This window comes from Kribbella sp. NPDC050820, from assembly GCF_040653975.1.
In the GTDB taxonomy this organism is placed as follows: Bacteria; Actinomycetota; Actinomycetes; order Propionibacteriales; family Kribbellaceae; genus Kribbella.
This window is the reverse complement of the sequence record NZ_JBFAHB010000010.1, coordinates 166731-188870: the sequence shown is the minus strand read 5'-3', so window position 1 is coordinate 188870 and position 22140 is coordinate 166731. Positions and strand designations below refer to the sequence as shown.

General features: G+C 66.7%; 21 protein-coding genes. 18 read left to right on the top strand and 3 right to left on the bottom strand.

Features of this window, described 5'->3' with window-relative positions; genetic code table 11:
* From AB0H36_RS12490 to AB0H36_RS12480, 3 genes are all read left to right on the top strand, one after another.
* A partial coding sequence (locus tag AB0H36_RS12490; protein ID WP_360520610.1) for a hypothetical protein occupies nucleotides 1-256 on the top strand: 256 nt, incomplete at its 5' end.
* Between the two features lie 87 nt (nucleotides 257-343).
* The gene (locus tag AB0H36_RS12485) at nucleotides 344-592 is read left to right on the top strand and encodes a hypothetical protein (RefSeq protein ID WP_360520607.1); all 249 of its coding nucleotides are present in this window, start codon (nucleotides 344-346) and stop codon (nucleotides 590-592) included.
* Between the two features lie 163 nt (nucleotides 593-755).
* Nucleotides 756-1634, top strand: a complete 879-nt coding sequence (locus AB0H36_RS12480; protein WP_360520604.1) for a pyridoxal-phosphate dependent enzyme — start codon at nucleotides 756-758, stop codon at nucleotides 1632-1634.
* Here the strand turns inward: AB0H36_RS12480 and AB0H36_RS12475 are convergent.
* Entirely contained in the window at nucleotides 1631-2239 is a 609-nt protein-coding gene (locus AB0H36_RS12475) for a hypothetical protein (RefSeq protein ID WP_360520601.1), read from the bottom strand. The two genes, AB0H36_RS12480 and AB0H36_RS12475, sit on opposite strands and share 4 nt — an antisense overlap.
* Nucleotides 2240-3536: 1297 nt before the next feature.
* Here AB0H36_RS12475 and AB0H36_RS12470 point away from each other — a divergent pair.
* Entirely contained in the window at nucleotides 3537-4151 is a 615-nt protein-coding gene (locus AB0H36_RS12470; RefSeq protein WP_360520598.1) for a hypothetical protein, read from the top strand.
* 396 nt (nucleotides 4152-4547) lie between these two features.
* A complete protein-coding gene (locus AB0H36_RS12465) occupies nucleotides 4548-4868 on the top strand; it encodes a hypothetical protein (protein ID WP_360520595.1) in 321 nt (106 codons plus the stop codon).
* A gap of 336 nt (nucleotides 4869-5204) precedes the next feature.
* Here AB0H36_RS12465 and AB0H36_RS12460 read toward each other — a convergent pair whose 3' ends face one another.
* Nucleotides 5205-5498 carry a hypothetical protein gene (locus tag AB0H36_RS12460; RefSeq protein ID WP_360520592.1) on the bottom strand — a complete coding sequence of 98 codons (294 nt, stop codon included), beginning with the start codon at nucleotides 5496-5498 and terminating at the stop codon, nucleotides 5205-5207.
* A gap of 559 nt (nucleotides 5499-6057) precedes the next feature.
* Here AB0H36_RS12460 and AB0H36_RS12455 point away from each other — a divergent pair.
* The 7 genes from AB0H36_RS12455 to AB0H36_RS12425 all read left to right on the top strand — a co-directional run bounded on the left by AB0H36_RS12455 (nucleotide 6058) and on the right by AB0H36_RS12425 (nucleotide 13793).
* Nucleotides 6058-6732, top strand: coding sequence for a haloacid dehalogenase type II (locus AB0H36_RS12455; protein ID WP_360520589.1), 675 nt, complete (start codon nucleotides 6058-6060; stop codon nucleotides 6730-6732).
* Between the two features lie 53 nt (nucleotides 6733-6785).
* Entirely contained in the window at nucleotides 6786-8129 is a 1344-nt protein-coding gene (locus tag AB0H36_RS12450; RefSeq protein ID WP_360520586.1) for an aspartate aminotransferase family protein, read from the top strand.
* A 19-nt stretch (nucleotides 8130-8148) separates the two neighbouring features.
* The gene (locus tag AB0H36_RS12445) at nucleotides 8149-9228 is read left to right on the top strand and encodes a phosphotransferase (protein WP_360520583.1); all 1080 of its coding nucleotides are present in this window, start codon (nucleotides 8149-8151) and stop codon (nucleotides 9226-9228) included.
* 108 nt (nucleotides 9229-9336) lie between these two features.
* Nucleotides 9337-10806 (top strand): ABC transporter substrate-binding protein, encoded by a 1470-nt coding sequence (locus AB0H36_RS12440; protein ID WP_360520580.1) that lies wholly within the window; start codon nucleotides 9337-9339, stop codon nucleotides 10804-10806.
* Between the two features lie 66 nt (nucleotides 10807-10872).
* Nucleotides 10873-11817 carry an ABC transporter permease gene (locus AB0H36_RS12435; RefSeq protein WP_360520578.1) on the top strand — a complete coding sequence of 315 codons (945 nt, stop codon included), beginning with the start codon at nucleotides 10873-10875 and terminating at the stop codon, nucleotides 11815-11817.
* 100 nt (nucleotides 11818-11917) lie between these two features.
* A complete protein-coding gene (locus tag AB0H36_RS12430) occupies nucleotides 11918-12760 on the top strand; it encodes an ABC transporter permease (protein ID WP_360520575.1) in 843 nt (280 codons plus the stop codon).
* A complete protein-coding gene (locus AB0H36_RS12425; protein WP_360520572.1) occupies nucleotides 12753-13793 on the top strand; it encodes an ABC transporter ATP-binding protein in 1041 nt (346 codons plus the stop codon). Before AB0H36_RS12430 ends, AB0H36_RS12425 begins: the two co-directional genes overlap by 8 nt.
* A gap of 148 nt (nucleotides 13794-13941) precedes the next feature.
* Here the strand turns inward: AB0H36_RS12425 and AB0H36_RS12420 are convergent, their stop codons facing one another.
* Nucleotides 13942-14085, bottom strand: coding sequence for a hypothetical protein (locus tag AB0H36_RS12420; RefSeq protein ID WP_360520569.1), 144 nt, complete (start codon nucleotides 14083-14085; stop codon nucleotides 13942-13944).
* An 85-nt stretch (nucleotides 14086-14170) separates the two neighbouring features.
* Between AB0H36_RS12420 and AB0H36_RS12415 the strand changes: the two genes are divergently transcribed.
* From AB0H36_RS12415 to AB0H36_RS12390, 6 genes are all read left to right on the top strand, one after another.
* Nucleotides 14171-15085 carry an ABC transporter substrate-binding protein gene (locus AB0H36_RS12415; protein WP_360520566.1) on the top strand — a complete coding sequence of 305 codons (915 nt, stop codon included), beginning with the start codon at nucleotides 14171-14173 and terminating at the stop codon, nucleotides 15083-15085.
* A 42-nt stretch (nucleotides 15086-15127) separates the two neighbouring features.
* A complete protein-coding gene (locus AB0H36_RS12410; RefSeq protein WP_360520563.1) occupies nucleotides 15128-16045 on the top strand; it encodes an amino acid ABC transporter permease in 918 nt (305 codons plus the stop codon).
* The gene (locus AB0H36_RS12405) at nucleotides 16042-16809 is read left to right on the top strand and encodes an amino acid ABC transporter ATP-binding protein (protein ID WP_360520560.1); all 768 of its coding nucleotides are present in this window, start codon (nucleotides 16042-16044) and stop codon (nucleotides 16807-16809) included. Before AB0H36_RS12410 ends, AB0H36_RS12405 begins: the two co-directional genes overlap by 4 nt.
* A gap of 55 nt (nucleotides 16810-16864) precedes the next feature.
* A complete protein-coding gene (locus AB0H36_RS12400) occupies nucleotides 16865-18142 on the top strand; it encodes an FAD-binding oxidoreductase (RefSeq protein WP_360520557.1) in 1278 nt (425 codons plus the stop codon).
* Nucleotides 18143-18271: 129 nt separating this feature from the next.
* On the top strand, nucleotides 18272-18952 hold the full coding sequence (locus tag AB0H36_RS12395) for a GntR family transcriptional regulator (RefSeq protein WP_360520555.1): 681 nt from the start codon (nucleotides 18272-18274) through the stop codon (nucleotides 18950-18952).
* 64 nt (nucleotides 18953-19016) lie between these two features.
* Nucleotides 19017-22139, top strand: a complete 3123-nt coding sequence (locus AB0H36_RS12390; protein WP_360520552.1) for an NAD-glutamate dehydrogenase domain-containing protein — start codon at nucleotides 19017-19019, stop codon at nucleotides 22137-22139.
* Nucleotide 22140: the final 1 nt, after the last annotated feature.

The following is a 22140-nucleotide window of genomic DNA, read 5'->3' as shown; positions in this document are numbered from 1 at the left end:
CGAGATCCTCGGCCCGGTCGGTAGCCGCGCGGAGTTGATGCGCGGCTACCCCGGCTTCGATCTCAACCGCTTCATCACGATGATGCTCAACGTGTTCTGGCCGCTGACCGACGACTTCCTCAGGGGCGGTGACGACGGACTGAGCCCCAACGGCGCGTGCATCACCAACTACTGGACCAGCTCAGCGTGCGGGCCATGGCGGCGGTGCCATCCCGAGTCGTCGTCTGGCGGCATCGCGTTGGTGCGCCAACAGTGACGATTCAGGCCCACCCGCGATACGGGTTTGAGCGGACAACAGGCGCGTCCGAGCACGACACAAGGCCTCTCGGAGGGTTGCGTTCGCGTGCTGAAGTTCGGTGACCTGGCGCTGCAGACGATCGACTTCCGCGATGAGCACGGCTACGTGCTCTGCCTCGATTGCCTCTGCCGAGCGGACCCGTTTACGGCTCCGCCAGTGGCGCAGACTGCAGCGATCCAAGCAGAACCGTTGGTCGAATCTGGCCGCGGTGTAGGTGTCTCCGCAGTGCTCACACACGTGCTGGCGCGCACTCAAATCGGGCCCAAACGGGGGTGGAAGATCGTCCATAAATGACTCAGCGTCCGGCCCCCGAAGGTGCCGAAATGCCCGTTGCAGATCGCCGAAACGCCTCGGGTGCAAGATGTGTGCCAGCGTTGGTGCCAGGACCTGGGGGAGCAGGTTCTTGGCGACGTGCCATGCTGGCGTGGTGGAGGATGGGCTGATGTCGGAGCTTCGGTTGCCGTCGCCGGTGGTTGAGGTTGACGATGAGCGGCTGAGGGCTGCGGGGGTGCGGGTTCTGCTGAAGCGGGACGATCTGATTCATCCGGATGTGCCGGGCAACAAGTGGCGGAAGTTGAAGTACAACATCGCGACTGCTCGGGAGTTGGGCTTCGAGGTTTTGCTGACGTTCGGTGGGGCGTACTCGAATCACGTTCGGGCGACGGCGGCGGTCGGGCAGTACTGCGGCTTCAGCACGATTGGGGTGATTCGGGGTGAGGAGCACCTGCCGCTCAATCCTTCGCTGCAGTACGCCGTCTCTCGCGGGATGCGGCTCACGTACCTCGATCGCACGACGTACCGGATCAAGAACTCAGATGCGGTGGCCGATGCGCTTCATCGGGAGTTCGGCGACTTCTATCTGATCCCCGAAGGCGGTAGCAACGCTGACGCCGTACGCGGCTGTGCCGAGCTGCCGGCGGAGCTGGACTCGTCCTTCGATGTTCTGTTCTGCGCGGTTGGTACTGGGGGCACACTCGCAGGCGTAGCGGCTGGCGCGCGCCGGGATCAGTTGGTGATCGGGGTCCCGGTTCTGAAGGGCGGCGACTTTCTCGAAGCGGAGATCGCTGAACTGCAGCGGCAGGTGTACGGCGCGCGCAGGGGATCCTGGCGGCTCGAGTGCGATTACCATTTCGGCGGATACGCGAAGCGGAGCCGGGAGTTGGACGAGTTCATCGATGACTTCGAGGCGCGGCATGGTTTGCGGCTGGACTGGGTTTACGAGGCGAAGATGATGTACGCGTTGTTCGACCAGGTGGCTCGCGACGCGTTCCCAAGGGGTACGACGATCGTCGCCTTGATCAGCGGCTCCGGAGATGTGCCGGTATCTGATTGCTAGGCGTCGTGCCACTCCAGGTGCCAGTCTCCTGAGTTGACGATGAAGTTCTTGCCGAAGCCCAGCCAGCGGCCGTTCATGCGGCGGGCGTGTGGGCTGATGACGAGTTGGATTGTGCCGTGGTACACCGCGCCGCGGTAGTAGCCGGTGGGTGCCGTTCGCTCCTTCCAGGTTCCGGTGGCGATGGCTCCGTTGACGGACAGGTCGAGCGTGAGTCGTGATTCGCCATCGGCGGGATCGGTCGAACCGTGGAGCCGGTTTCCGGTGTGGTGGAGGCGGATAGTGTGTTGGCCCTCGAATGTCGCGTCGCGGCCGGCGGAGAAGTAGCTGTACTGGGAAAGCCAGAGTCCGCTGAGATTGCCGCTTGTCGCTCGCGCTGTGTCGAGGCACGAATAGTCGGCGAGGTCGGCCACGAGATCCGCGACGGCGCACTGGTAGAGCTCGGCCAGTCGGGCGAGGACATCGAGGGATGGGGCGTAGCCGGTTGGCGTCGGCCACTGCTCCCAGGAGGAGAAGTTCTTGAAGGTCTTGGGGTCGTCCGGCCAGTGATGGTTCCATTGGTCGGCTGCGTCGCGCTGGCTCCAGTCGTGAGCGAGGCGGAACGCCACCCGTGGATTTACGCCGTACCGGTCGGCGAAAGCGTCGGCGACCTCGACCCAGGTTGATCCCTGAGCGCGTAGTTCGGTGGCCCAGTCTCGTCGCTCCTGGCGCAGACTGCTCGCTCTTGCCGGACGAGTGCCAGGGGTGATGCTCATGCCTCCCATGGTGTCACAACCTCCCCGTTGCACGGGGAGGCTTGGGGTTAATGGTCACTGGCTGTCTCGGCGGTTCGTTCGCGTTGCTGACGGCAGATTTGGAGCATGGTCAGGGCGGTGGGTGAGCCCGAGCGTGCGCCGGAAAGTGCGCGGTTCCTCTGCCCTGTCGCCCTGGCCTGTCCAAGCTGTGACTTTGATCGGAGGACGGGGAAGTGGACGTGACCAGGCCGCGAACGCGGGAGTGGCCGGTCCTGCGTTCGGCGCAGGAAATGGATTGCGATGGCCGGAACCCTCGCGGCGACCAACCGTGCGTTCTCGGATATCACCAGGGTCCGCATCGGGATGACGCCGGCACCGAGTGGCTTGATGACGGCGACCTCGCACACCCCGACTGGCTCGATGAGTAAGCGGCGGAATGTCCGCGACCGGCGGTTGCGCCGGTGGGTCCTGAGGACTGCGGCGGTCGATCGGCGCAACGGCGTCTCGCCGGAGGGCTACGACCCACACGGCGTCAGTCAGATTCTCCCTTGGTGCGTGGAGGCATATCTGGCCCGCGGTCCGATCACTCAGCGGATGTCTACCCGCAGATATCGCATGGTGGAGTGGCGGAAGGTTCATGCCGGCGGTTCGCGGATCCGGGCAACTGCGGTAATCGAGCTCCTCGAGGGCCGGCGACCAGCTCACGCGATCCGGCCATGACGTGCTGATCGCCCCTCGAGCCGGGGGAGCGGACGCGCTGAGGAGCAGCCCACGTTCTCCTCAAAGTCCCCTATGCCCCGCTTCCGTTCCTCGTTCGACCGGAAGTTCATGACCAGCCCCTCACTGATCCTGGTCCCGCCTTCGCCCCGGAAGCTGCGTCCATCCGATTCCTGACGCCGTGTCAGGCCGGGTGGGCGCAGCGCAGCACTTCGCAGCGTTTCGCAGGAGCCCTCATTTGCCGATTCGCTGGTGGTGCGGGGCGTTGAGCATTCATGGCGAACAGACGAGAGGTCCAGCGGGCGAAGCCAGAGTCGCGGGTGAGAGTAGAAGCGCCCGATCGGCCGCCGGTGCTTTATCCACAGGTGGCTCGTGTGCTGCGCCGGATTGTTGTACGACTGGCGCAGAAGAGGCGTGCAGCTGAGAACGCTTCGCGGTCGGAGGAGAAGGCATCATGATCGGCGACAGGCAGGACGAGTGGGCGACGCTGGATGAGCTGCTCGGGATGGAGGCGCTTGCTGCTCGTCCGGTCGGAGGCGATGGGATCGGGCGGCTGGCGTTCTACGGGCGTTGCTCGACGGAGGACAACCAGGATCCGAAGTCGTCGCTGGCGTGGCAGTTGGGTGAAGCCGCCCGGTTTGTCGAGCCGCTCGGCGGCGAGATCGTAGCGGAGTTCTTCGACATCGGGCAGACGCGGTCGTTGCCTTGGGAGCGGCGGAACGAGGCGAGCCGGGTGCCGAAATTCCATCGGTACGGCGTCTCGCTCTGGATACCGAGTCTCGGTGCGCAGTTCGATCCGGAGAACTCTGTGCACGACATGGCGATGACGATCACCGGTGGGTTGTCGAAGTCGGAACGCCAGCATGTGCAACGCCGCGTACGGGCGGCGATGGCGGCTCAGGTGGTGACCGATGGGCGGTACCAGGGCGGCAGGGCGCCCTACGGGTATGTGGTCGTCGACGCCGGCCCGCATCCGAACCCGCGGAAAGCGCAGGAGGGTTACAGGCTTCGGGTGCTTGCCGTCGACAACGAGGCGGCGCCGGTTGTTGAGCGGATCTTCGAGCTGTAGCTCGGTGGGCTGGGCCTGAAGTCGATAGCTGAGACGCTGAACGTCGATGGCGTCCCGTGTCCATCGGCGCACACGCCACAGCAGAACCGGCATGCACGTCGTACGGTTCCGGCGGTCGCGGCAGTCGAAGATCGTACGTTCTCGGGAGCCCGCCCACCCCGCCATCGTGTCCGTAGACGCCTTCACGCGAGCACAGCTGGAGTTGCGTGTGCGCCGAGGGAGCGGACCGGCGGATCAGGCCAGGCGTGAGCGGACGCGTGTGACAACCACGCGGGTCTATCGGTTCCGGGCGCGCGGGTGCGGTGTGGGTTGTGCGGACGGAAGATGCAAGGCGCTGCGCGGAAGCATGCCATCTTCTACCGGTGCTGCGCTCGAACTCTGGTGCCAGGGTCAGAGGTGGCGGCTGTCCATCCGGCGAATGTGTACCTGCGGGAGGACCATCTGACGCGGAAGGTGAACGCCTGGATCGCGACGCTGTTCAGCCCCGAGCATCTCGCCGAGACCGCGGAGGCGTTGGCAGCAGTCGAAGAGGATCACGAGTCAGCATTCGTTGCGGTCAGGTTGGCGCAGAGGATCGAGGCGGCGGAGGCTGCGATGGCCCGGTTGCGGCGAGCGCTCGAAGCCGGTTGGGATCCCGCGGCGCTGACAGAGCAATACAACGCGGCGGTGGCCGACAAAAGGGCCGCCGAGGTTCCCGAGCGCTTGGGCTCCAGGTGAGCTACAACCACGAGACCAGATCGGCTGAAGTCGCCATAAGCCCCGCTCTGCGTGGCTTTAGCGTTGGTGTCCGAGGAGGGACACGCACCTTAACCACACGGCCGGAGTTGAGTGCTTGAGATCGGCGTAGGGTGTGGTGCCGAGTTACGAGCATTCCGGTTCTTAGCGACTGACTGGCCACGCAGTTGGTTGTTTGAAGGGCTGTGGGGGAGCGGTGCGGGCAGGCGCGCTGTCTCTGCCCGGGAGCAGGGCCAGGCTCGTCGCGGTGCCGTTCAAGGTATCGGGGGCCGTTTCGGTGAGCGGACCGCGAATCGCGGGTGGGTGGTTCGTGCGGTCCTACAGTGTGGCGACGGTGCCGGACTTGCCAGGAGGTGCTGCATGAAGATCGACGCTGCAGCACGTCGGCGTCTGGAAGCGGCGCGCAGCATGACGCCGTGCGACCGGTTCGTGATCTGATCGGTGCCGACGACCTACCAAATCGAACCCCTCCAGTCCTTCTGCGTCCACCAGGTCCTCGACGCCGTCGGCGAACAGTTCCACCGACCACGGCTGCGCCCGCGTGTCCGAGGCGCCGAAGCCGAGCGTGTCCGGTGCGATCACCCGGCGATGGCCTGCCAGCCGGGGGATCACGACCCGCTACTCGTCCCACGATCTCGGCGTCTGGTGCAGGAGTAGCACGGCCTGGCCGCTGCCCTGGTCGGCATAGTGGATCTGGCCGTGCCGGGTGTCCGCATAGCACTTCCGCATGGATTGGCTCCTTCTGTGCTCAGGTCCGGTTCAGCAACGGCAGGACTGTGCGGCCCACCTCGGCGACCAAGGTCGTCGGGAGATCCCACGAACCGACGTGCTGCAGGCATGCCGCGCTGACCCATGCGCCGAGATCTCCCGAATTCCGGAGGCAATCTCGTCGGGGGTACCGAACAGGCAGGAACCGCCGGGCGAATCGGGCTGCGTCGGCGTCGCTGATCCAGTTCGAACACACCTCGACGGCCTGGTCCCAGCTCTCGGCGTGGATCAGATCGGGCTTCCGTGGGGGATGTGCTCGGGGACAGCGAGGTTGATGCCCGTGGGCGCGGTTCGGCAGGGGAGGCTTCGGTCAAGCTGACAGCATTAGACTGTTGACAATAGAAAGTCTGCGATCCTACGGTTGATGCCATCAGACCAACCCGCGGAGAGGCAGCTAGTGACTATGGGCACCCCGACGTTCCGGCCGACTTACGTCTCGTTCGACTGCTACGGCACGTTGATCGACTTCCAGATCACCCCGATCACCCGTGAGCTCGTCGGGGACCAGGTCCCCGCGGAGAGCTGGGACCAGTTCGTGGCGGAGTTCCGCGGCTACCGCTACGACCAGGTGTGCGGTGAGTACTACGCCTACGAGCAGGTGCTGCAGGACTCGTACGAGCGGGTCTGCCGCAGGTGGGGCCTCGAGGTGGACCCGAACGCGGGGAAGCGGTTCGCCGACGGCGTCCGGAGCTGGGGACCGCACGCTGACGTGCCGGCGCCGCTGAAGACGATGAGTGAGAACTACGAGCTGGTGATCCTGTCCAACGCCGACGACTCGTTCCTGGCGGAGAGTGTGCCGCGGCTCGGAGCCAAGTTCGACGCTGTCCTGACCGCGGAGCAGGCCGGGTACTACAAGCCTCGGTACGCCGCTTTCGAGTACATGCTGGACAAGCTCGACGCGTCCCCGGAGGACTTCGTCCACGTGTCCTCGCACACCCGGTACGACCTGATGCCGATGCACGACCTGCACTTCCCGAACCTGGTCCTCCTGGACCGCGGCTACGACCCGATCACCCCGGGCTACGGGTACGTGACGGTGAAGTCCCTCGACGAGCTCAACCGCATGCTCGGCATCTGACTCGAGCCGCACAGCCCGCCGCACGCCGACCCGTGAGCAGGATGATGACTTCGATGTTGAGCCGAGCAGTAGTCAACTACCCGAATCGGTTCGACCCAGGGGTTCTGAGCGATCTCCCGGAACGCCTTCAGCAGACGATCAGGCGCCGCGACGAGGTGCTCGGCCCCGGCTACACGCTCATTTACAAGGAGCCGGTCGAGTTCGTCTCCGGCTACGGGGCCCACCTGGTCGACCGGGACGGCAACGACTACCTCGACGCGTACAACAACGTTCCCTGCGTTGGACACGCGCACCCGCACGTCGTCGAGGCCGTCTCCCGCCAGTTGGCGGCAGTCAACACCAATACTCGCTACGTCCAGGAGTCGTTGGTGGACTATGCCGAGCGGCTTCTCGCGACGTTCCCCGCGGAGTTGTCGAGGCTGAGCCTCGCGTGTAGCGGGTCGGAGGCGAACGACCTGGCGATCCGGGTTGCGAGGTACCACACCGGCGGTGAGGGAATCATCGTGACTCGGTGGGCCTATCACGGCATTACCCGTGAGGTGGCGAGCTTCTCGCCGCATCTGGGCTCCGGTTCACCGCTCGGCCCGAACGTGCGGCTCATCGATCCTCCCGACCCGCGGCTGGCCGCGTCCGGATCCGTGCTGACCGAGCACATGCATCATCAGGTGCGTGACGCGATCGAGGATCTCCGGCGTCATGGCTTCCGGCTGGCGGCCCTGATCACCGACAGCGCGTACACCAGCGACGGGATCTTCACCGACCCGGTCGGCTACATGAGGCCTGTTGTGGACGAGGTGCACGCAGCCGGCGGTGTCTACATCGCGGACGAGGTCCAGTCGGGGTTCGCCCGGCTCGGCGATTCGATGTGGGGCTTCAGCCGCCACGGTGTGCTGCCGGACATCGTCACCATGGGCAAGCCGATGGGCAACGGGTTGCCGCTGTCCGGTGTGGTCTTCCGCCCTGAGGTGTCCGACGAGTTCGGCCGGAACGTCCGCTACTTCAACACCTTCGGTGGCAGTTCGATCCCGGTGGCTGCCGGCGCCGCAGTACTGGATGTCTTCGAGATGGAGAACGTGCAGCAGCGCGTTCTGGAGAACGGCAAGGCGCTGCGAGCCGGCCTGGTGGAGATCACGCGGAATTCCGCCCACGTCGCTGAAGTGCGCGGTGGTGGTCTGTACGTCGGGGTGGAAATCGTCCGGGACCGGGAGACGCTCTACCGCCCGGACCGCGGGCGTGCCGAGGACGTCATCAACGACCTTCGTGATCGGCGAATCCTCATCAACGGCACCGGCAGGGCGGCGAACGTGCTGAAGATCCGCCCGCCGCTCGCCTTCACCTCCGCCGACGTGACCCGATTCCTGGAGACCTTCGCCGAGGTCGCGAAAGTCCGGCTGTAGCCGGCCGAAGGGACCGACAGTGAGCGCTTCGCCGCCTACGAGCCCTGCCCAGGGACTCTTCGCCGAGAGCGGCCTGGGACCGTCGCATGAGCCCGTCGACGCGACGCTGATGAACATCCTGCTCGAGAAGCACTACCAGGTCGGCGGGCGCCTGGAGCGGCTGGCGACGGAGAAGGACGACACGTTCAGACTCAGAACCGGCGCGTCCGACTGCCTGGTGAAGGTCTCACCACCCGACGAGGCCGAGTTGGTGGTCTCGTTGCAGACTGCCGCGATGCGTTTTCTCGAAACCGCCGCTCCGGAGTTGCCGGTCCAGCGGGTGAGGCTGACCGTCGACGGCGACGACCACGTGCTCATCCCGTTGAACGACGGCAGGACTCGCGTCCTGCGCGTGTTCGGTTTCGTCGAGGGCGCCGTCTGGATACGCACGGATCCGGACGCGGCGCAGCTCGCCAAGGTGGGGGAGATGCTGGGGCGAATCGACGTGGCGCTCGAGTCTTTCGCGCACCCTGCGGACACGAGAGGCCTGGTGTGGGACATTGGCCAGTTCGACCACCTGACCGAATTGGTGGACCACACGCCGAACATCGGCCACCGTCAACTGGCTCGCGAGGTCTTCGGCCTGTACGGCGCCGCGATCGCGCCGCGGCTCGGCGCCCTGGAACGGCAGGTGATCCACGGCGACTACAGTCCGTACAACGTCGTGGTTGATCCGGTGAGCGACGACTTCGTCACCGGCGTCATCGACTTCGGCGACACGGTGTGCAGCGCGCTGATCTTCGACCCCGCCGTGTCGTTGGCGAACCTGATCGGCCGGGCGGATGGGGATCCGTGGCGTGACGCCTGCACCTTCGTGGCCGGCTACGAACGAACCCGGCCGATCAAGGACACGGAACGCCCGTTGCTGCCAGTCGCCGCGCTGGCGCGACTCACCGTGCGTGCATTGATCACGAACTGGCGGGCGCAGCGGGTGCCGGAACGCCGCGACTACCTGCTCGCCCATGCCAAGGACGACTGGACGAACGTGGAGCGGGCCCTCGCCGTACCAGTGAACGAAGTCGTAGCGCGACTGTCCGACGGCCGTCATGATGACCAATAGGCGTTCTTGGTTGTCGGTCCCGCCCGGTGCGGGAGGAGGACCACAATGGGTCGGAAGCGTTGGACGTGCGGCTTGGCAGTTCTCGCGCTGAGCGCCACAGCGTGCGGTATGAGCGCCGACGGTGAGGCCGGCGGGAACGCGACCGGTCGCCTGGTGTACGCCGAGTTCTTCGCGCCGGCCGCCGCCTGGGCGCCGGAAAGCGACGATGCCCAAGTGCTTTCCCGCGCCGGCTGCCTGGAGTCGCTCCTCCGCTACCAGGCTGACGGCTCGCCGGCGCCGAGCCTTGCCGCCTCGTGGGAGCAGGTGACGCCCACCGCGTGGCGGTTCAAGCTTCGCGACGGCGTGCAGTTTCAGAACGGCGCGCCGATGGACGCGAACGCGGTGGTGCAGGCCTTGCAGCACGTGCTGAAGGCCAAGACGCCGGCGCGCTCGTTCAACCCGGATGTCGTGTCCGGCGTGAAGGCGGTTGATATTTCCACCGTCGAGGTCGCCACCTCGGTGCCCGACGTACTCCTGCCGCTGCGGATGGCCGCTCCGAGCACGGGAATCCTGGCGCCGCAGGCCTACGCCGGCCCGCGGATCAACATCCGGGGGACCTGCACCGGGCCGTTCACGGTCGTCAACGAGGTACCGCTCCAATCCTTGGAGCTCAAGCGCAACGACGACTATTGGGGCGGCACACCGGGTGTCGCGACGGCCGAGGTGCGCTTCATCGCGGACGGCGCCGCGCGCGTGACGCAGGTGCAGACCGGTGAGGCGGACATCGCCTCGGTGGTCCCGGCCGTCTCCCTGGCCACGCTGGAAGGCGACGCCGGCATCGAGCTGCAGAAGGTCCGGACGCCGCGCACCGCCGTGATGCTGCTGAACAACGTTCGCCCGCCGTTCGACAATCCGCTGGTACGACGTGCTCTGCAACACGCCGTGGACAGCAAGGCGATCGCCGCGACCGTCTACGAGGGAGTCGCGGCGCCCGCCGTCGGTCCGTTCTCGCCCGACGACCCATGGACTCCGGAGGGGGCGGCCCCGGCGTCCTTCGACCACGACGAGTCGAAGAGCCTGCTCGATGCGGCGGGAGTCGATCCACACTCGCTCGACTTCGTGCTGATCGCCTACAACGACCGGCCCGAGTTCGCCGACCTGGCCGCTGTCATCCAGGAACAGGTCGGCAAGCTCGGTATCAAGGTCAAGATTCGCGCAGGCGACTACGCGTCGGTGGAACCTGACATGCTCGCGGGTAGGTTCGACGCCGCACTCCTGTCGCGCGGCTACCTGGTGGACGTCGGTGACCCGGCCGGGTTCCTTCGGTCGGACTACTCCTGCCGCGGCAGCTTCAACATCGCCCACTACTGCGATCAGCAGACCGATGCCATGATCAACGAGGCGTTGACAACCAGCGACCCGAACGCTCGGCATGACCTCGAGGCCCGGATCGCGGAGAAGCTCCAGGACGATGCCGCCGGCGTGTTTCTCGTGCACGAGTCACTCGTGACGGCGGTCCGCTCGGGGGTCCGGGGATTCGAGCCGCACCCACTCAACTTCTACGTCCTCACCAAGGATCTGAAGTTGGGGGTCGGCTGAGGCTTGGTTGCCCTCGTCAACTAGGCCGGACACGGTGTCCGGCCGGGAGAACCAGCGGAGATGGCGATGCTGAGCTTCCTGATTCGCAGGACGGTGGTCCTGCTGATCACGCTGCTGGTGGTGTCGGTGCTGGCGTTTCTGATCCCGTATGCCGGGGAGGGGGATCCGGCGCGGAAGATCCTGCAGGCCAGGGTCAACGACCCTGTGCTGGATCCGGCCCAGGTGGAGGCGTTGACCCGGGAGCTGGGCCTGGACCGGCCGGTCTTCGTGCAGTACCTGGACTGGCTGGGCCACGCGATGACGGGCGACTTCGGCTACTCGTTCACCAGCCGGACGCCCGTCGACGAGCTGGTCTTCCCGGCAATGGGCGTATCGATATCGCTGGCTCTGGCCGCCCTTCTGCTCGCCTTGCTCGTCGCCCTGCCGCTCGGGGCCTGGGCCGCCACCGCTCGGGGCGGCAAGGTTGACAGTGCGATCACGCTCGTCTCGCAGAGCGCGGTGTCGGCGCCGGAGTACTGGGTCGGCCCGGTGCTGGTTCTGCTCTTCGCCCGCTATCTGGGCTGGCTGCCGTCGAGTGGCTGGAGAGGGATGGCTTACCTCGTCCTGCCTGCTGTCGCTCTGGCGCTCCGGCCGCTGGGCTACTTCGCCCAGGTGACGCGCGCGGCGATGAGCGACGTGCTCGCCGCGCCGTACATGACGGCTGCTCGCGCTCGGGGATTGAGCTATCCGCAGACCCTGGTCAGGCATGGTCTGCGCAACAGCCTGCTACCGGTGATGACGCTGTTCTCCTTCTGGTTCGCCGGACTTCTCGGTGGGGCCGTGGTGATCGAGGTGATCTTCAACATCCCGGGCATGGGCCGGCTGCTCTACACGTCCGTCGTCAACAACGACGTGCCCGTGATTCAGTGCGGCCTGGTCTCGATCCTCACCTTCGCGGTGGCGATCAACACGGTGACCGATCTGCTGTACGGCGTACTCAATCCGGCGATCAGAGTGACCAGCCATGCCTAGTGATGTGACGCGCTGGCACCCACGCCGCAGCCTGCGTCCGGAACAGCGCCCGTCAGCGGTGCGATCCGCGACCCCGCATCGGCCGAACGCACTGGCCCTCATGCTGCGCGGCGCCCGCAGCCGGCCCTGGACCTTCCGCATCGGCGCCGGAATGCTCGCAGCAGTTGTGCTCGCCCTGCTGCTCACGCCCTGGATAGCACCGCACGACCCCGCGACCCAGGACCTGACGAACCGCCTGGCCGGATTGTCGGGGGAGTATTGGTTCGGCACCGACCATCTGGGCCGGGACGTGCTGTCCCGGCTGATGTGGGGCGGCCGGTTCTCGGTGACCATCGCCGCCGTCACGCTGATCATCTGCGCGGTCACCGGGTCGGTCATCGGGGCGTTGGCGGCGCGCAGAGGCGGCTGGCTCGATGAGCTGGTGATGCGCAGCGTCGACATGCTGATCTGCTTCCCCGACGTCGTGGTCGCGCTGTTCCTGATCGCGCTGTTCGGGAGCGGCTACGGCACCCTCGTCCTGGCCCTGACAGTCACCGGCTGGACACCCTTCGCCAGACTGATGCGCGGCCTCGCGCTGGAGATCAACTCCAAGGACTTCGTCGAGGCGGCGGAGATACTGGGCCTGCCGAAGACGTACATCCTGTTCCGGCATGTCATTCCCAACGCGCTGCGCCCTGTGCTGGCGATGGGCTTCCTGCGCTTCGGGCACAAACTGATCACCGTCGGCGCGCTGTCCTACCTCGGCCTGGGCGTGCAGCCGCCGGACTCTGATTGGGGCGCGATGCTGCTCGACGCGCAGCCCTACATGGAACGTGCGCCGTGGCTGGGAATTCTGCCCGGCGCGGCGATCTTCGTCACCGCGCTCAGCGTGACCATGATCGGCCAGGGTCTGGACGTCTCGGGCACGCGGCGCAGACGGCACCTGGGAGAATCCGATGCCTGAGGCAAGGAAGCGGGCGGAGTGCACGTCGCCGGACCGCGGGCCTGGCCCCTTGCTGGATGTCCGCGACCTGCGGGTGGACTTCCCCGGCGTGTCCGGCGGACCGGCGATCGACGGCTTGGACCTGAAGGTCGGTGAGGGCGAGATCGCCGCGTTGGTAGGGGAGTCCGGATCCGGCAAGAGCCTCACCGCGCTGACCGTGATGGGCTTGCTGCCGACCGGGGCCCAGGTGGTCCGGGGCAGCGCCGTGCTGGAGGGCGAGGACCTGCTGGCGATGCCGGCGAGGCGATGGAACGAGATCCGTGGCAGCAAGGTCGCCATGTTGTTCCAGCAACCCAAGGCGATGCTGGACCCGACAGCCCGGATCGGCAGCCAGGTCGCCGAAGCGTTACGCCGCCGCCACAAGATGAGTCGCCGGGAGGCGAAGGCACGGGTGGTGGAACTGCTCCGGGATGTGGGCATTCCGGAGCCGGTTCGGCGGTCGTCGTCGTACGCGTATCAGCTGTCGGGTGGAATGGCGCAGCGGGTGATGATCGCCGCCGCGCTGTCCGCGGATCCTGAGCTGCTGATCGCCGACGAGCCCACCACCGCGCTGGACGTGACCGTGCAGGCACAGATCCTCGATCTGCTGAAGCAGAAACGCGACGAACGCGGCCTGTCGATCCTGCTGATCACCCACGACCTGGGCCTCGTCTCCTCAGTGGCTGATCGGGTGGCTGTGATGTACGCCGGCCGGATCGTCGAGGACGGGGTCACGGCAGACATCTTCGCCGACCCCCAGCATCCCTACACCGAGGCGTTGCTGAAGGCCTCGCTGCTGGAAGCCAAGCCCGGCAAGCTGTTCTCGATCTCGGGAAGCGTCGCCCAAGCCCGGGCAATGACCCACGGATGCCGGTTCCTGTCGCGATGTCCGAAGGCAGCCGAGCTGGGACTCACCGAGCGATGCCAGAGTGCCGAGCCGGCCCTGCACACCTGCGGCGAGCACGAACACCTCAGCCGTTGTTACGCATCGCGTGGGTATCCCACCGCAGAATGACCGCCGTCGCGGCGACGTGGACCGGGACCTGACCCCGGTTATTTGCAGGCAGTCGGCGACAAACTGTTGACAGTCTAAAGTTGGCGGCTCATAGTTTGAGGACGATCAAGAAGCAAGAAGAGGCAGCGCCCGAGACCCGGTGCCCCGCCTACACCGGATCGACGGCCGCGCCGTACGTCTCCGGATGAGCCCAGATAGGGAAGTGCAGCCAAGCATCAGGCGCACATCCCGGGATGACGTGGCGCTTCGAACCAGCGGCTACGGCCTGCGGCTGCTTATCGATTGTTGACATTCAACACCTCAACACAGGCCTTGACCGGTGTGACGCTCACGCCGGCGAGCCAGAGACCACAGGAGGCACGACAATGCGCAGGTATATGCGGATCACTTGGGCTGCGGTGGCGGTCGCCGCCGCAGTGCTCGTCACGGCATGCGGTGGAACGGGAAGCCAGGACACCCGCGCCGCGGCAGCCGAGGGCGGCATTCACACCGACGACATCTCTCAGGGGGTCGAGGCCGACCCCGCCGCCGCGAAGCTCGTGCCCGCGGAGGTGCGGAGCTCCGGCAAGCTCGTGGTCGCGATGGACCTGTCCAGCCCGCCCACGACGTTCCTGGCCCCCGACAACAAGACGGCGGTCGGCTTCAACCCCGACATGGCTCGCCTGATCGCGAAGAAGCTCGATCTCCAACTGGACATCAAGAACGTCAAGTTCGACACCATCATCCCCGGTCTCGAGGGACATCGTTACGACCTCACCGTGTCGACCATGACCCCGACCAAGGAGCGCCTCAAGGTGCTCGACATGATCAAGTACTTCAAGAACGGTTCATCGATCGTCGTTCCGTTCGGCAACCCCAAGAAGCTGGCCGTCGACACGCTGTGTGGCCGGAACATCGGCGTCCAGTCGGGCTCGGTGCAGGAGCTGATCCGGCTGCCCAAGCTGTCCAAGGAGTCCTGCGAGGCCAAGGGTGAGCCGGCCATCAAGGGTGTGTCTCTGCCCAGTGTGCAGGACGGTCTGACCCAGTTGGCCAGCCAGCGGATCGACGGCGTCTTCTACGACACCACTTCCCTGATCTGGGCCGCCACCCAGCAGCCGAGGACCTTCGAGGTGCTGGAGCCGCCGGCCGCCAGTTCCGAAGTAGCGGTTGCCCTGGGCAAGGGTTCCGAGCTGACACCCGCGGTGCAGGCGGCGATCCAGTCGATCATCGATTCGCCGAAGTACGACGAGGCGCTCGGCCGATGGGGATTCCAGGGCCGGGGGCTCGACAAGGCGACGATCGCCGAAAGCTGACCCCGAGGTCAACGCCACCGGCCCGTGGAAAGGAACCGAACCATGCAGGTGATCCCGCCCGAAGTGAAGCCGCGCATCCGCCTCAAGACCTCCGTCGACTACCTGGCGTGGGCTGTCGCGGTCGCTGCCATCCTCGGCCTCGTCTACACGCTCGTCACGAACGAGAACTACCGGTGGGGCGTGGTGCTCAAGTACCTCACCGCCGACTCGATCATCAACGGCATCTGGATCACGCTGATGCTCACGATCAGCAGCATGGCCCTGGGCATTCTCCTCGGGCTGGTGCTGGCGGTGATGCGTTCGTCCTCACAGCGGCCGGTGTCGGGGCTGGCCCGGCTCTACATCACGTTCTTCCGCGGAACACCGGTGCTGGTGCAGCTGATCTTCTGGTTCAACCTGGCCGCGCTCTATCCGCACCTGTCGCTCGGCATCCCGCTGACCGGCATCTCGATGCCGATCAACGTGAACGAACTGCTCAGCCCGCTGACGGCCGCTCTGATCGGACTCACGCTGAACCAGGCGGCGTACATGGCGGAGATCATCCGCGGCGGATTCGCGGCCGTCGGCAGGGGTCAGCTCGAAGCGGCGGAATCGCTCGGTATGCACGGGTTCACGAAGCTCCGTACGGTCATCATCCCGCAGACGATGCCGACGATCATCCCGCCCACCGGCAACCAGTTCATCGGCCAGCTCAAGGAGACCTCGCTGGTCAGCGTGCTCGGGGTGGCCGATCTGCTGCAGAGCTCGCAGTCGATCTACGCCCGGACCTACGAGACGATCCCGCTGCTGATCGTGGCCAGCCTCTGGTACCTGATCATGACCGTGACGCTGAGCGTGCCGCAGTCGATGATCGAGCGCCGGTTCTCCCGGTCCACCCGCACCGGCCGGCCGAGTCGTTCGGGCGACGGTGACGGCCGGACCGGCCAGGTCGAGATCGCCCCGAAGGAGTCCGTGCTGTGAGCGCCGAAGGAAGCATCATCGCCCGGAAGCTGTGCAAGAGCTTCGGGGACAAGCCAGTCCTGCGCGACGTCGACTTCACGGTCGAGTCGGGCGAGATCTCCTGCATCATCGGTCCCAGCGGCTCCGGCAAGTCGACGTTGCTGCGCTGCCTCAACGGCCTGGAAACCGTCGACCGCGGGGTGCTGAAGGTCAACGGCGAGGATTTCGGGTACGTCGAACATCCCCGCGCCTTCCATGCAGTGAGCCGCCGGCGCCTCGCCCAGCAGCGCATCCGGATCGGCATGGTGTTCCAGCAGTTCAACCTGTTCCCGAACATGACCGCCCTGGACAACGTCATGGCCGGCCCGGTGCTGGTCAAGAAGATGTCGCGCGACGCGGCGAGGGACCGCGCCCGATCGCTACTTGCGAGTGTCGGCCTCGCCGAGTTCGAGGGCCAGTACCCCTCGCAGCTGTCCGGCGGGCAGCAGCAACGGGTCGCGATCGCCCGGGCTCTCGCGATGGAGCCGAGCATCCTGCTCTTCGACGAGCCCACCAGCGCACTCGACCCCGAGAAGGTGGGGGAGGTGCTGGACGTCATGCGCAACGTGGCCGCCGGCGGCATGACGATGGTCGTAGTGACTCACGAGATGGGGTTCGCCCGTGAGGTGGCGAAGAACCTGGTCTTCATGGATGACGGGGTCATCGTCGAGCGCGGGGACGCGCGCGAGGTGCTGGCCCGCCCGCAGGAGCCGCGGACCCGGGAGTTTCTCGAGTGCGTTCTCTGACCTCCACACAGTTCTGCAATCGACCGACATCTGACGAACACGGGAGTGCACCGCGATGAAGTTCATTCCATATTGGCTGGACACCTCCGAGCAGGGGCCCGACCGGTCTCGTACTGCGGTGGGTGGTGAGGTCGACGTGGCGGTCGTAGGCGCCGGTCTGACCGGTCTGTCCGCGGCGCTGCACCTGGCTCGCAAAGGCGCCAAGGTCGCGGTCCTGGAGAAGGAGACGGTGGCGTGGGGCGCGTCCGGCCGGAACGGGGGGATGGCGACGCCCGGGCTGTCGGTGGGCTTCCGGGACGCGGTCGCCAAGTACGGGTTCCCGACCGCGAGTGCCTTGTACCTGACCTACAACGATGCGATCGACACGATCGAGAAGCTGGTGGCCGACGAGGGCATCGACTGTGATTTCGCGCGTACCGGGAAGATGACGCTAGCGGCGAAGCACGGGCATATGGAGGGCCTGCGGCAGACCCAAGAGGTGCTGGCGCAGCGACTTGGCGAGGAGACCCTGCTGGTCTCCAAGAGCGAGTTGCGCGGCGAGATCGGCTCCGAGTACTACGCCGGAGCGCTGATCGATCCACGCGGCGCCGGGCTGCACGTCGGGAAGTTCACCCGCGGCCTGGGTGAGGCCGCAGCCCAGCAGGGGGCGGAGATCCATGAGAAGGCTCCGGTCGAGCAGGTACGGCGACTCGGCAACAGCAGGCACGAGTTGGTCACACCGCGGGGCAGCATCCGGGCGGACCAGGTGCTGGTCGCGACCAGCGGCTATACCGGGCGGCCGTTCCGGTGGCTGCAGGTGCGGATAGCTCCGGTCGGCAGCTTCATCATCGTCACCGAACCGCTGGGCAAGGAGGTCTGCGACCAGATCATGCCGACCCGGCGGATGGCGTCCGACACCAAGAACCTGCTCTACTACTTCCGGATCACGCCTGACCACCGGCTGTTGTTCGGCGGTCGCGCCCGGTTCGCGATGTCCAGTCCGCACTCGGACGAGAAGAGTGGACGCATTCTGCGCAAGGCCATGGTGTCGGTGTTCCCGCAGTTGGCCGCCGCGCGGGTGGACTATTGCTGGGGCGGCCTGGTCGACATGAGCATGGACCGGCTGGTCCATGCCGGTGAGCACGACGGGTTGTTCTACTCGGTGGGCTACTCCGGGCACGGTGTGCAGATGGCAACCCACATGGGTAAGCAAATGGCCGAATACCTGAGCGGCAGCATCGAGGCGAACCCATGGCGTGACATCACGTTCAAGCGCATCCCTGGCCATGTCGGCCCGCCCTGGTTCCTGCCGTTCGCCGGCGCCTACTACAAGTTCCAGGACCGGATCAGGTGATAGCTGGTCAGTTGACCGGTTTGGGTCTGCGCATTGGTATAATGTTGACAGTCTTCCCGTCGTCGTACGGGGTCGACGACCGCAGCCGCATTCGGCGTCTCGGTCCGGTAACAGTCAGGGAGCTCGATTGTGACGGGGAAGAACGAAGCACCGACCCGGATCCCCCGGGCGACGTTCGCGACGATGGTCGGCGAACGGATCCGCGCCAGCATCATCGAGGGTGAGCTCGCGCCTGGGACCCAGCTCAGCGAGGTCGAGCTGGCTGCCAGGTACGGCGTCAGCCGGGGGCCGGTCCGGGAGGCCCTGCAGCGCTTGATCCAGGAAGGTCTGCTGCTCAGCGAGCCCCATCACGGTGTCTCTGTGCCGGTCATGAGTACGGCCGACTTCGAGGACATCTACTTGGTCCGGCTGGCCCTGGAGACAGCGGCACTCCGGAAGGTCATGTCCGGTCCCGAGGCGGTGCAGACGCTCAGATCGCTGGAGCGGGTCGTCCGCCAGATGCGCAACGCCGAAGAGTCCGGCGACTGGCAGACTGTGGCAGAGCTGGACATGGAGTTCCACACGGTGATCGTCTCAGCGGCGCACAGCCCGCGGCTGGACCGGGTGTTCCACACAGTCATCTCCGAGACCCGGCTGTGTCTTGGAGTGCTCGTCCGCGCGGATGAGCGCCGCACGGATCTGGTCGATGAGCACGAGGACATCGTCGACAGGATGCGAGCCGGCGACTTCGACGGGACGGTGGCGGTCCTCAAGAAGGGCTTCGAGGAGGCGGTTGTCACGCTGACGCAGGAGAGCGCGGCCGCGCGATAACCCCCCGCCGAGCGCGGGGACGACCGAGCGTGCAGGCGTACGGTTGCGTCACGTGGAGGGGCTCATGGCCGAGTCATACCGGCAGGCTCGAACGCGAGGACTGCCCAAGGTCGACTGGGACGCGAACGGGTCCGGTCTGCGATGCCTGGTGCGGTGGCCGGGCAAGCGGCCGGCCCTGTCGCAGGTGCTTCCGACCTTCGACCAACTGGGCCTCAGGCTTGCGGATCACCGGCCCGAAGCAGCGGCGGATGCCTTCTTCTTCCAGCGGTTCGAGGACTCGTACGCCGACGAGGTTATGCCGCTGCTCACCGAGGCATTCATCGCGTCGTGGGAGGGCTCCGTCGACCGTGACGTGTTCGCCTCGCTGGTGGTCGACGCCCAGCTCCACCCGAGGCAGGTGCAGCTCGTGCGGGCGGCGTTCCAGTACCTACGGCAGGCCGGCCTCGCGGCAAGCCGGTCGTACGTTCGCGGCATCCTGACCCGGCATCGGGACTTCGTCCGTCATTGGGTCGAGGTGTTCGAGCAGCGGTTCGACCCGGACCGACCGACGAGGGCCGAGCACCTGCTGGGCAAGTACGCCGATGCCGCCACGACCCGCGACGAGTTCCGGGTCCTCGACTGGTACACCGGTCTGCTCGAGTCGGTGACGCGAACCAACTACTTCCGGCGCGACGACGTGGGTGCCCTGTCTGCCACGATCGTCCTGAAGCTCGACCCCGGCAAGCTGCCGTTTCGCACCGATCCGGCGGTGAAGGTCGAGACGTTCGTCCATCATCCCGGTGTCGAGGGCATCCACGTGCGCTACGGAGCCGTGGCACGGGGTGGACTGCGCTGGTCCGACCGGATCGAGGACTACCGCGACGAGGTGCTCGCACTCGCGAAGTCCCAGCAGGTCAAGAACTCCCTCATCGTTCCGGCGGGCGCCAAGGGCGCGTTCGTCGTGAAGACCGCGCTCGCCGAGCTGACCGCGGCCGCGGCCGCCGACGAGGTGAGGCGCTGCTATCGAATCTTCGTCCGAGGTCTGCTCGACGTTACCGACGACCTGACGGCCGGCCGTGGCATCACCCGTCCGCCCGGAGTCCTCGCGACGGACTACGCGGACCCCTATCTCGTGGTGGCAGCCGACAAGGGAACCGCCGCGTTCTCCGACCTGGCGAACGCCGAAGCGCGGGACGCCGGCTACTGGCTCGATGATGCGTTCGCCTCCGGTGGGTCCACCGGGTTCAACCACAAGGCGCTCGGGGTCACCGCACGTGGCGCCTGGGTCGCGGTACGCCGCCACCTCGTCGAGCTCGGCCTGGACCCGGAGCGCGACGAGATCACCGTCGTCGGGATCGGCGACATGTCCGGAGATGTCTTCGGCAACGGCATGCTGCTCTCGGACAAGCTCCGCCTGGTCGCGGCCTTCGACCACCGCGATGTCTTCCTGGACCCCGATCCCGACCCGGGCGCATCCTTCGCCGAGCGGACCCGGCTAGCGGCACTCCCGGGCTCCTCGTGGGCCGACTACGACCCTTCCGCCATCTCCGCGGGCGGCGGGGTGTTCCCGCGGTCCGGCCGTTCCGTCCCGATCTCCGCGCCGGCGAAGGCAGCTCTCGGCATCGACGCCGACACTCTGTTCCCGGACGAACTGGTCCAGGCAGTCCTCCGCGCACCTGCGGACCTGCTGTGGAACGGTGGGATCGGCACCTACGTACGGGCGTCGTACGAGACCGACGCCGAGGTGGCGGATCGTGGCAACGACCGGGTCCGGGTCACGGCCGACGAATTGCGCTGCAGGGTCGTGGGGGAGGGTGGGAACCTCGGGCTGACGCAGGCCGCGAGGGTCGAGTTCTCCCTCGCCGGCGGCCGGGTCAACGCCGACTTCATCGACAATGCCGCCGGGGTGAACACCTCCGACCGGGAGGTCAACCTCAAGATCATGCTGCGGGCGGCGGAGGACGCCGGTCTCATCGGCCGGGCCGAGCGCGACCGTGTCCTCGACGCGTGCGCGTCAGCCGTGGTCTCGGCGGTGCTGGACGACTGCGAGCAGCAGGCCTTGGCGATCAGCGTGGCCGAGGGGTACGGCGTGACCGTGCTGGACCGGCACGACCAGGTGATCCACAACCTCGAGGAACACGGACTCGTCCGGGGCCGCGAGCACCTCCCGGATGCGGAGGAGATCGAGCGGCGACGCGCGTCCGGCCGAGGCCTCACTCGCCCCGAGATCGCTGTCATCCTCGCCCACGCGAAGAACCTCACCCACGGGCTGCTGCTCGAGGGCGACGTACCCGATGACGATGGTGTGGCCGGCGTCCTGACCGGCTACTTTCCTGCGGAGCTGCGCGGTCGGTACGCCGCCCAGATCTCGGCGCACAAGCTCGGTCGCGACATCATCGCGACCCGCTTGACCAACGAGTTGATCGACCGCGTCGGCCCCGGATTCATCTACCGGATCGAGGATCGGACCGGCACGAGCACGGAGCAGACGATCCGGGCGATCCTGATCGTCAGGGAGCTGCTCGGCCTGGACCAGCTGTGGGACGGGTTGGCGCCGTACCCGGTCGCGCCGACGATCCCGATCAGGCGCGCGCTCGAACGGGTCTTGGACTACAACGCGTCCTGGCTGGTACGACGGAAGAGCACGCTGGGCTCGATCGACGACGAAGTGGCCTCGTTCGCAGACGCTGTCACTGACCTGCACAACGCTCTGGCTGCGTCTCCGTCACCCGACGTCGGGTCCGCGTACGCCGATGCACTCGACCACCTCGGGTCGCTCGGAGCCGCGCAAGACCTTCTGACTCGCTGCCGAGCGGTAGCGCGCATGGGAGCGGCTCTGGCGCTCTCATCAGCATCCGCTGAGAGCGGACTCGACGTGGTCCGGCTCGAACGCGTCTATGCCGCGATCGGCGAGACGGTGGGTCTGTCGTGGCTCTACGCCGCGATTCCGAGCAGCACCGCCGACCCCCACTGGGTGCAGCTGGCCAAGGCAGCCCTTCGCGACGAGTTGGCAGCCTTGACCGTGACCCTGGCCACCGACGTGTTGCGGGCCGGCGGCCTCGAGTCGTGGACCGAGCTGCACGGGGATGCGCTGGCCCGCGCACGTACGGCGTACGCGGGCCTGTCGGGTAGCGCGGAGGTGGACGTCGCGATGCTCACCGTCGGCGTCCAGGTGCTGCGCGACCTTTGCCACGCCGTCGGCGCCTGAG